Source organism: Mycobacterium sp. D16Q16 (assembly GCF_002013745.1).
GTDB lineage: Bacteria > Actinomycetota > Actinomycetes > Mycobacteriales > Mycobacteriaceae > Mycobacterium.
Genome location: NZ_MAEY01000029.1, coordinates 61,809 through 75,386 on the forward strand (window position 1 = coordinate 61,809; position 13,578 = coordinate 75,386).

Annotated in this window: 10 protein-coding genes and 1 pseudogene; 5 read left to right on the plus strand and 6 right to left on the minus strand. The window is 60.7% G+C overall.

Going from position 1 to position 13,578, the window contains the following annotated elements; translation table 11 throughout:
- Window positions 1–10: 10 nt before the first annotated feature.
- The gene (gene mgtA, locus B4394_RS24080) at window positions 11–2,644 is read right to left on the minus strand and encodes a magnesium-translocating P-type ATPase (RefSeq protein WP_078316478.1); all 2,634 of its coding nucleotides are present in this window, start codon (window positions 2,642–2,644) and stop codon (window positions 11–13) included.
- Between the two features lie 209 nt (window positions 2,645–2,853).
- On the opposite strand from mgtA, the gene B4394_RS24085 reads away from it, so the two are divergent.
- The gene (locus B4394_RS24085; RefSeq protein ID WP_286142430.1) at window positions 2,854–4,353 is read left to right on the plus strand and encodes a bifunctional aminoglycoside phosphotransferase/ATP-binding protein; all 1,500 of its coding nucleotides are present in this window, start codon (window positions 2,854–2,856) and stop codon (window positions 4,351–4,353) included.
- 796 nt (window positions 4,354–5,149) lie between these two features.
- Here B4394_RS24085 and B4394_RS24090 read toward each other — a convergent pair.
- Window positions 5,150–5,461, minus strand: a complete 312-nt coding sequence (locus B4394_RS24090) for a hypothetical protein (protein WP_176138368.1) — start codon at window positions 5,459–5,461, stop codon at window positions 5,150–5,152.
- Window positions 5,462–5,806: 345 nt separating this feature from the next.
- On the minus strand, window positions 5,807–6,796 hold the full coding sequence (locus B4394_RS24095; protein WP_139360429.1) for an amidohydrolase family protein: 990 nt from the start codon (window positions 6,794–6,796) through the stop codon (window positions 5,807–5,809).
- Window positions 6,797–6,936: 140 nt separating this feature from the next.
- Between B4394_RS24095 and soxR the strand changes: the two genes are divergently transcribed.
- Together soxR and B4394_RS24105 are read left to right on the plus strand one after the other, a co-directional pair.
- Window positions 6,937–7,392, plus strand: coding sequence for a redox-sensitive transcriptional activator SoxR (gene soxR / locus B4394_RS24100; protein ID WP_078312567.1), 456 nt, complete (start codon window positions 6,937–6,939; stop codon window positions 7,390–7,392).
- Between the two features lie 592 nt (window positions 7,393–7,984).
- Window positions 7,985–8,737 (plus strand): hypothetical protein, encoded by a 753-nt coding sequence (locus B4394_RS24105; protein WP_078316480.1) that lies wholly within the window; start codon window positions 7,985–7,987, stop codon window positions 8,735–8,737.
- A 196-nt stretch (window positions 8,738–8,933) separates the two neighbouring features.
- Here the strand turns inward: B4394_RS24105 and B4394_RS24110 are convergent, their stop codons facing one another.
- Window positions 8,934–9,182, minus strand: a complete 249-nt coding sequence (locus B4394_RS24110) for a DUF3297 family protein (RefSeq protein WP_005058085.1) — start codon at window positions 9,180–9,182, stop codon at window positions 8,934–8,936.
- Between the two features lie 350 nt (window positions 9,183–9,532).
- On the opposite strand from B4394_RS24110, the gene B4394_RS24120 reads away from it, so the two are divergent.
- Together B4394_RS24120 and rho are read left to right on the plus strand one after the other, a co-directional pair.
- The gene (locus B4394_RS24120; protein WP_078282988.1) at window positions 9,533–10,084 is read left to right on the plus strand and encodes a YaeQ family protein; all 552 of its coding nucleotides are present in this window, start codon (window positions 9,533–9,535) and stop codon (window positions 10,082–10,084) included.
- A 953-nt stretch (window positions 10,085–11,037) separates the two neighbouring features.
- Window positions 11,038–12,147 (plus strand): annotated as a pseudogene (gene rho / locus B4394_RS24130) (transcription termination factor Rho); the annotation flags it as partial.
- 32 nt (window positions 12,148–12,179) lie between these two features.
- On the opposite strand, the gene B4394_RS24135 reads toward rho, so the two are convergent.
- Together B4394_RS24135 and B4394_RS24140 are read right to left on the minus strand one after the other, a co-directional pair.
- Window positions 12,180–12,788, minus strand: a complete 609-nt coding sequence (locus B4394_RS24135; protein WP_078316482.1) for an LGFP repeat-containing protein — start codon at window positions 12,786–12,788, stop codon at window positions 12,180–12,182.
- A 241-nt stretch (window positions 12,789–13,029) separates the two neighbouring features.
- A complete protein-coding gene (locus B4394_RS24140) occupies window positions 13,030–13,458 on the minus strand; it encodes a cellulose-binding domain-containing protein (RefSeq protein WP_078312550.1) in 429 nt (142 codons plus the stop codon).
- Between the last annotated feature and the right edge of the window lie 120 nt (window positions 13,459–13,578).

Here is a 13,578-nt window from a genome sequence, read left to right on the forward strand (position 1 = left end):
GCTCGAATTGCTAGGAAAGCGCAGTGCTAAATCGGGCTGCACGACGCTCGACATGGTGCCGTCGGTCCTTTTGTTGTGAGACTGGAGGGGATGTCTGCGACGTGCGGTAAAAGAGCATCTTCGCTATCTCGATGAGGACGAGGTAACACATGACCATGAGGACCAGTGCGGCGAAGAAGCCGAGCGGCAGCGGGTGAAAGCCAAGACTGTTGGCTAGAGGTGTCGCCGGTAGCAATGCACCGATCACGACAACGCCGAGTGCGGAAAGCAGTAGCGGCATACTGGGGGTACTGCGAAAGAAGGGGATCCGTCTGGTGCGGATCGCGAAGATCACCAGAGTTTGGGTGGCCAGCGATTCGACGAACCAGCCGGAGCGGAACTGTGTCGGTCCGGAATGGAACACCCACAACATGACCCCGAAGGTGGCGAAGTCGAACAGTGAGCTGATCGGGCCGAAATACATCATGAACCGGCGGATGAAACCGATGTTCCACCGAGATGGTCGGGCAAGCTGCTCGGCGTCCACCTCATCGGTGGGGATGGCCAATTGGCTGGTGTCGTAGAGCAGGTTGTTAAGCAGAATCTGCGAGGGCAGCATCGGAAGAAAGCTCAGGAACAGCGAGGCGCCGGCCGCACTGAACATGTTGCCGAAGTTACTGGACGTGCCCATCAGGATGTACTTGATGGTGTTGGCGAAGATCCGCCGGCCCTCTATCACTCCGTCAGCGAGAACATCGAGGTCCTTTTCTAGGAGAATGACATCCGCGGCGTCTTTGGCCACGTCACTGGCTGAGTCAACGGAGATCCCAATATCCGCGGCGTGCAACGCAAGTGCGTCGTTGACGCCGTCGCCGAGGAATCCAACATCGAAGCCGGTGCGACGCTGGACGCGCACAATGCGTGCCTTATCCTCGGGACTTACGCGGGCGAAGATTGTGGTGTCCTCAATGGCGGCGCCGAGTTGTTGATCATCGAGAGAAGCAATCTCGGCGCCAGTCAGCGTGCCGGTCACGACCACACCAAGGTCTTGGCAGATCTTGTCGGCGACTGCTGGGCTATCGCCAGTGACGATTTTTACTGCAATATGCAATCCTGCTAACCGTTGCAGGGCTGCGGCTGCACCGAGCTTGGGCGCATCCAAGAAGACCAACAATCCGCCGAATCGCAAGTCGCGCTCGTCTTCCGGACCCGGCCTCACCAATGCGGCAGCGGAACGAGTAGCCACGGCCACTACACGATTTCCTGCCGCGAACTCGGCCGCCAGCGCTGCGCGCGCCTGTGGCGGCACATCGACACACCGATCAAGAACGGCTTCTGGTGCCCCTTTGGTTACGAGCGTCCGCCGTCCAGCCGCATCGTCCACCAGTACGGAGGACATCCGCCGTTCGTGGTCGAAGGGAATCACCGCCTGTACTCGATAGCGGGCGACTTCGCTTCGATGCCGGGCAGATTGAGAAGACTCGCACAACGCCACATCCAGTGCGTTTCCGCCGAGCACCGTAGAGCCTTCCAGGTCCACCTCGGTACACACCAGGCCCCACTTCAGCGCCCCCTCGGACAAGCGCCCGTCAGGGCCAAGCGCCCGCATGAAACTGATACGCCCCTCGGTGAGCGTGCCGGTCTTATCGGTGAACAAGACGTTCACATTGCCCAAATCCTCAATGCACACCAACCGTTTCACCAGTACCTTGCGCTGAGACATTCGCCGGGATCCGGCGGCCAGACACGTGGAGACAATGGCGGGAAGCAGCTGGGGAGTGATCCCGACCGCGATCGCCAGGGAGAAGAGCAGCGCGTCGATAATCGGGCGGTGTAGCGCGAGGTTGACGCCGAAGATAAAGGTGGTCAACACTGCGGCAACCTGCACCAAGAGCATCGAAAAGCTGCGCAGTCCAACCTGAAACTGCGTTTCGGGGTGGTGGATATCCAATCCGGCTGCAATACGGCCGAACTCGGCTTGCGCCCCGGTCGCGACAACAACACCTCGTCCGCTGCCGGCGTGCACCACTGTGCCCATTAACGCGCAACCGGACAGCTCCGCAAGCGGCGCCGCGACGGCGCCCTGGCCCACGTTCTTCTCCACCGGCAAGGACTCGCCAGTCAGCACCGACTCGTCGCATTCCAATTCGTTGACCGACAACAGCCGGATGTCGGCGGGCACTACATCGCCCAGGCGCAGCTCTAGCACGTCCCCGGGAACCAGCTCGGTAACATCCACGAGAACCTGATGTCCGTCACGGACTACCAGTGCACGGTGATGGATCTGTGAGTGCAATGCCTCAGCTGTCTTTGCCGCGCGGTACTCATTGCCGAACCCCAGGCCGACCGACAGCACCACTATCACTCCGATCACCGATGCATCAGTGCGTTCGCCCACGAAGAACGACACTGTTGCTGCGGCTACTAGCAGACCGAGCAATGGGGACCGGAGCTGACGCCACAGCACCGCAGCCATCCGTGCCCGATGCGAGTACACCGCATTCGGCCCGTGCTGGAGCATCCGCTGACGAGCTTCGTCCTGTGTCAATCCGCGCTCTCTGGCTGCTAATCGTGTCAGCAGGTGGTCTACCGGTAGCGCACTAGCCACAGAAATGCCCAACGGTGCCATGCTGCCGGATGGTGACGGCTTAGCTAGGGTGCTCATCGGCACAGATCCGTAGGGGAGCAGTTGATCTCGTCGACGTACGGTGTTCTCGGCATCGTTTGCTCCCTGTCGGGGTGGTCATGTGAACTATCGGCCAGACACCACCTCAGCGGAAGAGGCTTTCGTCCCTGCTCACCCCAATGAAATGGGCATCGAGAAGGAGTCGCAAGGCCTCGATATCCGGGCGTCGGCGGACGATCATGGGAGCCGTGGACGCAAACCAGGCGGGTACGCACCGAACTGCAAATGATTTTGCGTCAAACCGAGGTAACGCCGCAGAGTTTCGTGAAACACACACGGCGTTCGTAATCTTGATTGGCGATCGAGCTTACAAGGTGAAGAAGGCGGTGACGAACGACTTCTTGGATTTCAGTACCGTGGAGTTACGCGAAAGTGCCTGTAACCGAGAAGTTTTCCTGAATCGCAGGCTGGCGCCAGACAGCTATCTGGGTGTGGCTCACCTGTCTGATCCCCCGGGCGGTGCCAGCGAGCCCGTAATAGTGATGCGCCGCTATCCGGACTCCGCACGACTAGCCACAATGGTGAGAACCGGAGCGGAGGTCGAATCGAATCTTGCTGCCATCGCCAAGACATTGGCGCACTTTCACGCCAGTGCCGATCGCAGTGTAGCGATCAGCGAATCGGGGACAGCCGATGCTGTCGCGGCCCGCTGGGAAGAGAACATAGGTGTCCTATTCAGCTTCACAGGATCCGTGCTCGCGGACGATGTTCTGCGCGAGATACACACACTGTCAACTGAATTCATCAGCGGTAGACATCCATTGTTTGCCGAGCGAGTCGACGCAGGCTTCATTGTTGATGGCCACGGCGATCTCCTAGCTGAGGACATTTTCTGTGTACCTACTGGGGCGGTCCTGTTGGACTGCCTAGAGTTCGATGATTGCTTACGTTATGTCGACTGTGTCGACGACGCGGCGTTCTTGGCGATGGATTTGTCATTTCTGGGCCGCAACGATTTGGCCGACTACTTCATCGATCAGTACACAAGATCGTCCGGAATCGATACTCCACAATCGCTGTGGCATTTCTATATCGCCTACCGTGCCGTGGTGAGGGCGAAGGTGGACTGCATTCGGTTCGCACAGGGACGTGCCGCATCGGTGGCAGAGGCGGTCGCTCACCTTGAATTGGCGCGGCGGCACCTTCGGGTGGGCGCTGTGCGGCTAATCCGAATCGGCGGTGGACCAGGCACTGGAAAGACCACACTCGCCAAAGCGCTTTCCGGAAGAATTGGGGCACAGGTAATTTCAACCGACGCCGTGCGCCGAATGCTGCAAGAGCAGGGCGCAATCACGGGTGACCCGGGCATTCTCGACGGTGGGCTGTATTCCAAGCAGAATGTCTCGGCGGTGTACGACAGCGTGCTACAGCGCGCACGAAACTTCCTTACGCGGGGTCAGTCAGTGATTCTCGATGGAACATGGCGTGACATCCATCAGCAAAAGCGAACACGCGACCTCGCCTGCGAAACGCACGCCTTGCTCCATGAATTCGAATGTCACGTGCCGCTTTCTGCTGCCCAGGACAGAATTGCGCACCGTGGGCCCACATTCTCGGACGCCACTTCTGACGTCGCTGCGGCCATAGACGCGGACGTCAGTACGTCAGACACGGCGCATCGCATCGACACCAACCGGCCAGTCGCAGAGTCAGTAGCTCAGATCGCGGCCGTGTGTCATGTCCTGTAGTCCGTCTCCGAAGCTTCTGTTTGTATGTCGTTGAAACTCGGTAGCCAAAGATGCTGCAGCGCTGGGCCATTCAAGATATATTCGTCACAGTGACGTAATGAGCGTGGGTGGCGCGGGTCGGCTGACGGTGGGGTAGTGCCGCCTTTAGGGCCGTCTATGCGATTGCCCGGCTTCGGTTCACGGATCGGGGTGCGCATACGACAGCATCAAGCTCGAGTCCTCGAAGTGTTCGACAAGCGCGGCGGAGCGTTGTTGGCGGCAGATGTGTCGCCGCGGACTATTGACGGTGATTGGGATCGCGAGGAAGTCGTGACGTGTTGAAGAAGGCCATTCCCGATGAGTCGTCATTTCGCACCTCGCCTGAATCGGATGAGTATCAAGCGATCTCCGCTCACCTCGGGCGGACTAAGAGGCGGTCGTGCCGCTCGTCAACGGGTCGGGCTAGGACATCCCCAACTCGATCATATCGTCACAGTGACGTTTCTTGGGTGTGGGGCTGGAGGCCGGAAGGGGTGCCCGGGGCACGAAACATGTCGCGCCCGAGCGAGTTTGGATGTTGGAGCGGCGTCCGGCTTGGCCGAGTGTGACCACCGCGTACACGCGCATCCGTTGGGCATGCTGGCGTCCCGCCAAGTCGATAAGTGCTGACATTCGGCGATGGCCGAAGAGCGAGGGTCTGCGCCGAGTGCCTGTGCAGAAAGTGCTGATAGGCACCTTTTCAACACCAGCACCACGTATATCTAACGCCGATAAGACACATTATGTCAGATAAGGTACGCTGTTTTCATCTGATGAATCAGGAACGCTTTGAGCGGCCTTCAGCCGCCGCGTTAGGTCGAGTTGTCCAAAGCCCCCTCGACGCCAGGATCCGGCCGCCACATCGATCACCTGCGCAGCCTGCTGCAGCACCACGGATACCGACCAACACCTTGGCCGTCATGGGCCCGCGGCTCGTCGATACCGTCACCCGATCACCGTCGTCGTCGATGCCGCGTAGAGCGGTGTCGGTGCGCACGGCGTCGGCGCCGAGGCGTTCTGTGACGGCGTCCAGCAACGGCATCTGCAACTGTCCGCGATGCACTGAGCACTGCAGAAAAACCGTACCCACCGAGGACGCCGAGCGGTTCCCGCCACAGCAGCATCCCGTTACTGTCATAGAAATCGTGTCGTTGCAGTGTGATCGAAATTGCGGCGAGATCGTCTCCAAATCCCAGCTGGTGCAGGACACGAACCGCGTGGGGAAGCACGTTGATCCCCACTCCCACAGCCGCCAACACACTGGTTCGTTCGATGGCCGTCGCGCTGATCCCGCGATCGTGCATCGTCAACAACGTTGTCAATCCACCGATTCCAGCACCAGCGATCAGTACGCATTTGGCGGCGTCGAGCGGTCCTGGGGTGGTGGATTCACGTGGCGGTGCATGCAGGGGCAGGACGATTGCTGTAGAGGGTGTTAGCGGCGGATCTCGGCCCGGATTTGATCCCAGGTCCCGCTGGCGATTTTGTCGCGCACGTCGTCGGTCAGTTCGGCCTCGGCCAGGAAGGCACGTGCTCCGCCACCGCGGGTTGGCACGTAGGGGTAGTCGGCGGCGAACATGACACGATCGGAACCGACCACCTCCAGCGCCCACTTCAGGTATCGATGGCTAAAGACGCCGCCCGGGGTCAGGAACGCGTTGTGGCACACGTAGTCGGTGATGGTCCGCTCCAAATGCGCCACGCCGGCGAGGCCATCGACTCGGTCCAGGTAGAACGGCAACATCTCTCCCCAATGGCCCAAGATGATCTGCAAATTCGGGAACCGATCGAACACTCCGGCCAGAACCAGACGACGGAACTGCAACCCGGCGTCGTAATGCCAGCCCACGCCATAAGTGGCCAGGGCGGTGCCGACTTGGTCACCCAAACCCCCGTAGTAGGCCTGCCGCACCGGTAGCGGCGGGGTTTGCGGATGCAAGTACAGCGGCGCCCGCAGCGCCTCAGCTGCCTCGAACAGAGGCCAGAACTGCTTGTGATCGATGGACTCCCCCTGGACACGACCAAAGATCAGTGCGCCGTCGAAACCTAGTTCCCGCACCGCTCGATCCAATTCTGCCGCAGCCTGTTCGGGATTTTGTGGCGCCAAGGTCGCAAACGCTTGAAATCGCTGCGGGTGTCGAGACACGGCCTCGGCGATCTCATTGTTGATCGCAGTTTGCAACGCGACGGCATCGACTGCCGGAAGGTCGAACAGTCCAGGTGTGGTCAACGACAACACCTGCACGTCGATACCGGCGTCATCCATCAGCGCCAGCCGGCGCTCGCCCAGGGACGCCAGATTGCGGGCCAGGTCTGATGCAGCGTCAAGCGACGCCATCGGATCACGCCCCTGGTGGGGTAGCCGTTCCCACGCCGACGCGACCGACGGCAGGAGATAGTGCTCCTCGAGCGCGCTGATCTTCACGATCTGACCTCCGCTACCATCGGCCCACGGCCAGGTGCGAGGCTTCCCCGAACGGTACGGAGGTCTCGCGCCTCCAAGTCGATACCCATGCCGGGTAGGTTATGACTTCAAGTCCAGTTGAAGTCAAGGGAGAGAAGCCGTTGTCGCACAAACCAACCGACATGCTCACCGTCGGCGAGGTAGCCCAACGCGCCGGAATCGCCACGAGCGCCGTGCGTTTTTACGAAGACCAAGGCCTCATCAGTTCGGCGCGCACACTCGGGAATCAGCGCCGCTATCCCCGCCACGTATTGCGTCGCATCAGCATCATCCAAGCTGCCCGCCGGTTCGGCGTCACCCTGGCCGAGGTGTCCGCCGTCTTCGCCGACCTGCCCGACAACCGCATGCCGAGCAAGTCCGACTGGAACCGCATCTCTCGTCGCTGGCACGCTCAACTCCAAGCTCGACGCCGCGAGATCGAACACCTCGAAAACGAACTCACCGGATGCATCGGTTGCGGCTGCCTATCACTGGCCACCTGCCGCATCGTCAATCACGACGACGAACTCGCCCGGCACGGACCCGGCCCACGACGACTCATCAAACCCATCGACTGAATCGCACCCGCTGCCCAAGGGCGGGCGTCGACGCTGTGTCGTACCGCAGCAGTTAACTGCCAGCCGGGGACGAGGGTCATCTTCTCGGCCCGTAGAGCTATGAGCATGGAAGCAGTTGGTAGATATCGCAATTCGATTCCACGTCAAGGCGTCTACCTTCTCGGCCGAAGCGCAAGTAGTCGGAGTATGTTTGCCGTCGAGGGTTCGCAGTAACCATAGTGCGGCTATGCACGCTGACCAGGTCGTCACACGGCCGATTCGTAGCGTGGGGAATCGAGAGGCCCATCGCCGGACGCCGTGTGACCAGGTAAAGACTGTTCGTCGAGTTGCCACGAATATGCACTAATCGAATATGCAAAGTTGCCAGTAGACCTTGGATGAGGCTCGCGAGAACCGAGCCGTCTACGACTACTGCTTGGCTGACCTCGAAAGCTACCTTGACGCAGTCGAAGCCGGGGACACAGAGACCCTGAGCCGATTCATCGCGGCCGCATATCACCTGAGAGTTCATTGCGGCGGCTCGTCACCAATGCCCCTTCAAATGGATCCCGGTGGCCGCAGGGACGGTGAAGGAGTGGTTAGGGTAGCGAGCATGACTGTGCACGACCGGTTCGCTGAGCTTTCCCAGCGGATCACCGCGCTGACGGGGCATACCATCAGCCGCGACCAGGTGATGGCAGTGGCCGACCAGGCCTTCAAGCAGCAGATCGATCTCGACGACGACGGCCAGCTGCGCACGCTGGTAGCAGAACGCGCTGCACCGCTGACTGCCGGTGGACCCGCAGTGCCGGGCATACAGTCTGGCCAGCCTGCTGAATCGGAGAACGCTGCCTCGACCTTTTCAGCACCCACGCCGTCATCCGCGGCGTCCGGGAACCGCCGGATGCGATGGGCGGTAGTCGTTTCTGTGGCAGTACTAGTGATCGCGGGGGGCGCCACCGCCTACTTCGTGATCCGACGCGCCTCGAACCACTGCGACACTACGGTCGCCGCCGCCGAGGAGGTTGCCCACCTGAGCCTCGAGTTCACCGGTCTCGCAGATCAGAACCTGCCCGCGCTCAAGGAGCGTCTATCCCCCGAGGTTTACACACAGTCCGAACAGGCATTCCGCTCCGTCAGCACGATTCCTGGCGCAGATCGATACGTCTCGCATATCGCCGAGCTGACCAGCAAGCAGGTCGAGTGCTCCGGTACCAACGCCCGCGTTGAGTCACAGATCGCCTGGTCGGCAACGACACCTAGAAACCCTGCACCGCAGACCACGCACGGAACCTGGGCCACCACTCTCGAGTACCAGAAGAACCGGTGGATCGTCACCAAGGTTGAGTACGCGTCTAAGCACTGAGGTGGCCGGTCCTGAGCGATTTGGCCGCGAGACGCCCACCCCCGCGCGCCGGACGGCTGACGGCGTTTCTCCCCCGTCGCAACTCAACTGAATCGCAGGTGCTCGTTGCAGCTTGCTCGCTGCCGCTCGAGTCACGGGTCGACCGCCGGGGCCGGTTGACAGCCGCGCCAGAAATCCAGGGGCTTCCGCATTTTGCTCAGCGGAAAAAAGGTTCAACCGTGCCACTGAGCTTGACGACCATAGGATTTCCGCGGCGATCCTTCGCGGTGGGGACTTCAACACGCACCCAACCCTCGGCCACGTTGTATTCGTGAACATTGGTTTTCTCGACGCCATTAAAGCGAATACCCACGTCGCGGCGAAGCACCTCTTCGCTATAGAAGGCGCTGCGCGGATCGATGGAGAGGTGATTCGGCGGAACGTCTGTGTTCTGATCCTCGGACATGATGGCCTTCGTTGAATGCTGTGCTAAGTGCTCGGATTGTTCTCAAAGAATCTACGCGACCCTGCAGTAGCGGGCCGCGCGTAGGTCTAGGAGGGCCGCTCTCCCCTGCCGCTTCTGATGAATTCCGCACGTTCGTATCGGCAGGGATGCGCCGCTCTCCCATCGTGCGCATCCACCAAGCTGAGTACCGCATCTTCGTAGGCGATCAGCGCCTGCGCCATCGACGTACCCCACTGTTGCTGCATGGTTGCGCGCCTGGGTGGCGACTCGAACTGCCGTCTGGCTAGGCGTCGTGACCACTGAATGCGACCTGACTGCTCGGGGGGCACCACTTGGGTGGACACTATGACGTGGCCCTTTCTGCAACAGTATTCAAAGTCGAACTTGGCGTCTCCGATGTCGATCACGGTTACTACGCCGATCACGCACTGACCGTGGCCCGTCATCCCAGCGAGACCGATGAGCGGATGGTGGTGCGCTTGTTGGCTTTTGGGCTTCGTGCACACCGACTCAGCGACGTCGACGGCGAGTTGGCGTTCGGGCCAGGCCTGTCCACTCCGGGTGTACCGGACTTGCGGCTCGCCGACTACACCGGCCGGATCCTGGAGTGGGTCAACGTCGGCCAGCCCGATGAACGCGCATTGGGCAAGGCAGCCAGCCAGGCCGACCAGGTGCTGCTCTTCCCATTCGCCGCCGGCGTGGCCACCTGGTGGCGCACCGTCGGCCCCAAAGTGGCGGGGCTATCGAACCTGTCGGTAATGCAGATACCGAATGCAGCGGTACAGCAACTAGCCCAGGCTGTCGATCGACGGGTCTCGGCGCAGGTGATGGTGATCGAAGGTCAGGTGACGATGACCGTAAGCGGGGTCGACGTCACCTTCACGCCCGAGCCATTGGAGTGAACGTATGAGCCCGAGTTGCTAGTCGATGGCGTTAGCGTCACGGATGCTGATGTGGGCCGGAATGGACGCCGCCTGCGAGCTCGACGCGCGGGGCAAGACTGCCCACGCCCGGGCTCAGCAGCACGCTCGGCGCCCGTACCGGGCCACGCTTATCTTGAGCCGACCGGAGATGGACTATGCAGAGTTACCAGCAACCTACTCCGTTTTTATCAGATGAATCGAGCCCGTCGTAGAACAGGCACGCATGCTTGGCCCAAGCTAAAGCCGTGACCCGGTGCCGCCTTTCGCCCGGCCGACGACGAGGTGTGCATTTCCCACACCAACAGTTCAGAATCCTCGGTCGCAGTAATTCGGTGCCCACCTGTTGCGGTGAGACGGACGGCGTCCCCATTGGTTAACGGGCGCATGGCCGATATCATCGGCATGGCAGCGCCACAAGGCTTGACTTCCCTAAACTTCTGCCCTACATTTCCGATTAGTCGGTAGCCTTTCCGTGTACTTGCCACGCTTGTTAGCGTCGGATCAAGGCAGAACGACTGTCCCCCAGACGAGTCCGACGTTGGTTTGACTCATCTCACACCGAGATCACGTTCTACACGTCAATCTCATTCTGAAAATCAACCCACGCAAGGTTGATAGTCCGGGGCGCGACCTTCATCGGCGGCCCCACATTCCCACTGCTTCGTGCTGCTCGATCTAACACGGTTCTCCTGAACTGCGACAGCCGAAGCCTTCCATTGAGCTGCCCTAAAGAAGGAACATTCATGACAAGCGAGGACCTAATCACCACTGCGGCAACCGAAGTAAAGACCGATGGCCTTGCGAGCCGCGATGATCCGAGCACGAGCACGAGCGGTAGCCGATTCCGCGATCGCAGTCGAGGACGAGAGCAATCCGCCCGAATCACCGAGGGGCACACGCTACGAACATTCTCGGGGATTGTGGACATTCGGGATGGTCGCGCATTTGTGTGCACCTCGGGCTATCTGACAGGTCCCGATGATCTACAGCTGTCGATGAAACAGATCCGCGACATCGGACTGCGCCGCGGTGACGCTGTCACTGGCGTCGCCCCGGCTGCTCCTGAAAGAGAAGGCAATGGCAACCGTCAAGGACACAAGTTCAGCGGGATGGTCCGTCTGGATTCCGTTAATGGCCGAAGTATCGAAAAAGCCAAGGAGCGGCCTGATTTCAGCAAGATGACCCCGCTCTATCCGAATGAACGATTGCGCCTCGAAACAACATCGGATCGGCTGACAACCCGCGTAATCGACCTGATCATGCCGATAGGCAAAGGGCAGCGTGCGCTGATCCAGTCGCCCCCCAAAGCCGGCAAGACGACCATACTTCAAGACATCGCCAACGCTGTCGCGGTCAACAACCCCGAATGCCACCTCATGGTGGTGCTCGCTGACGAGCGTCCAGAAGAAGTCACTGATATGCAGCGCTCGGTCAAAGGCGAGGTGATCGCATCGACATTCGACCGCCCGCCCGCGGACCACACGCACGTAGCTGAACTGGCGATCGAGCGAGCCAAGCGTTTGGTTGAGTACGGCGAAGATGTTGTGGTGCTTTTTGATTCAATCACCAGGCTAGGCAGGGCGTACAACAACTCATCACCTGCCTCGGGGCGCATCCTGTCCGGTGGTATCGATTCGTCCGCGCTTTATCCGCCGAAGCGGCTGCTTGGGGCGGCGCGCAATATCGAGGACGGTGGTTCACTGACGATTATCGCGACCGCGTTGGTGGAGACGGGTTCCCAAGGTGACACGGTGATCTTCGAAGAGTTCAAGAGCACGGGCAACGCGGAACTGAAGCTTGACCGCAAGGTCGCTGAACGACGCGTCTTTCCGGCAGTGGACGTGCATCCTTCCAGTACACGGAAGGACGAACTCCTGATGTCCGCAGAGGAGGGAGCGATTGTGCAGAAGCTGCGCCGGGTGCTGTCCGGCCTTGACTCACAACAAGCCATCGATCTTCTCGTGAGCCGGCTCAAGAAGACACGAAACAACGCCGAATTCCTACTGCAGGTGCAAAAGGGTGCACCACCGGTGTCCGCCTAAGACAACCACTTCGGCACGAATCGCCACCGCGTCTACAGCCCGGAAGGTACGACCCGGTCATTGACCGTCACCTCGACCTGACCGGTCTTCGGGTTGTATTCGATCTTGCCGTGCTCGAAGGTCGACACGAGCAGATCGCCGACTGCGTTCTCATCGCTGGTGGGTAGCCCCAGCGGGCCCGCCGAGCCGTTATCGCCGGTGATCGAGGGTGTGCCGTCCGGGTCGCGTTGGATATTCCAGGCCTCCCGGATCTTGCCCACGACGATGTATGCGGGCGTACCTGCCTGGTTGTTCTTGGCGATGATCGCGCCGCCCTGAAACTGCTGGAACACCGCGCCACTCTCCCGTGTGCCCGCGTTGCGGTCACCCGTCAAGGCCTTACCGAGAGCCTGCTTCTGATCCTCGGTGGCCGACGAATATTTGGCAGCGATCGGGCCAGTCAACGTCACCTCGACGTCCCTGTCCCCGATCAGCTTGACCTGGGTGGACTGCGCCGGCGCTGCGGACGAGGTGGTGGCGATCAATCCGACCCGAGGCGGCGCCGACGTGTCGACACTCGTCCCATTGCCGCAGCTCGCGGTGATCAGCGCACTGGCTGCCAGGCCGACGACTGCCGTGCGGCGGTATGCGATCGTCCTCATGAGTTCCTCCCGCGTCTTCCCATGGTGTCGGTCCAGTTGCGGCTGAACCTCTCGCCCGGCCGAGACTACAACCGAACCACTCAACTCGCGCGGGCGATCGCAGTCTTCATGGGCCCAAGCAGACCTACGACGCAGTTATGGACGGCGGGCGAGGGCATCTGGGTAATGGTCACCGCTGCTCAACGAAATCCATCACGGTCCTGGGCGAGCTGCATGGCCGATCCTTGCCGCGGAGTCGCCCCTAGCTGCACGGATACTGCCCGTTGAGCACACAATTCAACGGTGGCGTGTAAGAACCGCTCAGTACGCCTCGTAGGCCGCCTGTGGCGGAACCTCCTGGTGCGATGGTGCGATTCCAATTCGCGGGGCCGAGGACGTAGTGCGTGCCCGATTGCGCAAGGGTGCTACTCCACGTATGCCGGACGGACTCCCCCATCGGCAGGTCGAATTCAAGCCTCCAATCGGCGAGCGGCACCGTACTCAAGTTGGTGATGGTGAAGCTGGCGATGAAACCGGTCTGCCACGTCGAGGTCACCGACAACGTCGCTGCGGCAGCAGCTGCGTGAGCTACCGGGGCGGTGGGGATTCCGAGGACGGCAAGTATGAACGCCGACGCGGCGACGTGAAGCGCTGCGCGCCAGCGTTTCACGCAGTTATCGAGTCCGGCCATAACAGCCAACACTAAAGCCAAACCGACGATATTGACCCTCGCACCGCAGGTAAGCCGCAGTACCTTTGCTCAACTGAGACCGTCGTGAAACTTAGTCTCGACTCATTCCCTACCGACCCC

What these genes read in the sequence shown, in the direction of transcription:
- B4394_RS24110 (WP_005058085.1), bottom strand. Translation starts at nt 9,182, where the DNA reads ATGTCCGAGGATCAGAACACAGACGTTCCGCCGAATCACCTCTCCATC.
- B4394_RS24105 (WP_078316480.1), top strand. Translation starts at nt 7,985, where the DNA reads ATGACTGTGCACGACCGGTTCGCTGAGCTTTCCCAGCGGATCACCGCG.
- B4394_RS24135 (WP_078316482.1), bottom strand. Translation starts at nt 12,788, where the DNA reads ATGAGGACGATCGCATACCGCCGCACGGCAGTCGTCGGCCTGGCAGCC.
- mgtA (WP_078316478.1), bottom strand. Translation starts at nt 2,644, where the DNA reads ATGAGCACCCTAGCTAAGCCGTCACCATCCGGCAGCATGGCACCGTTG.
- B4394_RS24140 (WP_078312550.1), bottom strand. Translation starts at nt 13,458, where the DNA reads ATGGCCGGACTCGATAACTGCGTGAAACGCTGGCGCGCAGCGCTTCAC.